Here is a 1266-nt window from a genome sequence, read left to right as displayed (position 1 = left end):
TCACTTTCATTAAGATGAGTGCTCATTGTTAATATTAAAAAGCTTTATTGAGCACGACGGGCTAGTTAATATTGAGTTGGGTGTCCTTAGTGCTGGTTAGTGCTATACCAGCAATGCATACACTCAACCCCAACCACCACCTGTCCAATATAGGGTTTGAGTAGCTTGTGTAACTGATGAGGATCGGCTTTTATTTTCTGATGAACGACTTTATTACCATGTTCATCAAGTTTGCAAACATATAAAAGTCGTGCATGTAGATCGATTCCGCAATAATATTTATGTAAAGTAGTATAGAATTTCATTGAGCTTTCTCCTTTTGGTTTGGTCGCCTTGAAGTTTAGCTCAGTGCTAGACTTCGGGGAGAAGGCTCAATTAGTATCAAGAAAATCAACAAGGACACGTAACAGTTGGCTACGTTTCGCTTCGCTACACAATTTTAGCCAACCATTACTTAGCCTGTTATTTGGGCGTTAGGTGCACAGGAGGTTTATTTGAAATTTCTAGTAATGTTTATAGTTTTGTTATTATCCGGTTGCATTGTCGTGCACGACAAATCCAACGCACCGATAGCTAAAAATGTCGTAGGATCTTTTTACCAAACTGCGAAAAATGGATATTTGTACGAGGCTCGTTGCGCTGATGTAAATGCTTCGGTTCAGTCAACAGAGTGGTGTACTGGTATTCAAGCATTTGACTCGGGTAATGAGAATTTTAAGACACCCATAAATTACAAAGAGTACCTAGCTTCAAAAGAAGAATGGGATAAAAAGCTATTTACTACATTAGCATTTGAAAAACAGCGTTCTATTATTTCGCCATTGCCAAAAGGTTCTATTGTTAAAGTTACCAAGTTGGTTCAATATCCATGGGGCTCAAATGGTTATTATTGGGCAATCAGGGGTTCGTTGGATTTTGACGGTAAAAAAATTGAAGTTGAGTTACCTACTAATTCTGTTTTTGCATTTCCTACTTGGTTAAACGGATACGGTGTTCAAAAAGCACCTCAGTTTAAAGCAGAGTATTTAATAAGGTGCAGTGCTAAAAAGTGCACCTAACAACACGCCCTGAGGTGGACCGCAAGTCCTAAAACTTACTTTCCATCGCATATTTCAACAAGGGAGAACCCTTACGTTTCAGGGCTTAGAAATACGTTGATTCATCATACGCAGTCTTCGTTTTCCAACACCGAAACAGTATTCTTATCCACTTAAAAGCCAGTGCTCTTATAATAGTATTGTGCGGCTTTCCTTTACTTTTTTGTTG

At 38.5% G+C, this 1266-nt stretch carries 1 protein-coding gene and 1 pseudogene; one reads left to right on the top strand and one right to left on the bottom strand.

The genetic code is table 11. The annotated features are described in order from the left end of the window. Window positions 1–104 precede the first annotated feature (104 nt). Window positions 105–305: pseudogene (locus B0169_RS19030) on the bottom strand (IS110 family transposase); the annotation flags it as partial. 189 nt (window positions 306–494) lie between these two features. Here B0169_RS19030 and B0169_RS19025 point away from each other — a divergent pair. After that, complete coding sequence (locus B0169_RS19025) at window positions 495–1058, top strand: hypothetical protein (protein WP_077288482.1); 564 nt, start codon at window positions 495–497, stop codon at window positions 1056–1058. The last annotated feature ends 208 nt before the right edge of the window (window positions 1059–1266 follow it).

The sequence above is a fragment of the Cognaticolwellia aestuarii genome, from assembly GCF_002000025.1.
GTDB classification, from domain to species: Bacteria; Pseudomonadota; Gammaproteobacteria; order Enterobacterales; family Alteromonadaceae; genus Cognaticolwellia; species Cognaticolwellia aestuarii.
This window is presented reverse-complemented; position numbering and strand designations above follow the sequence as displayed.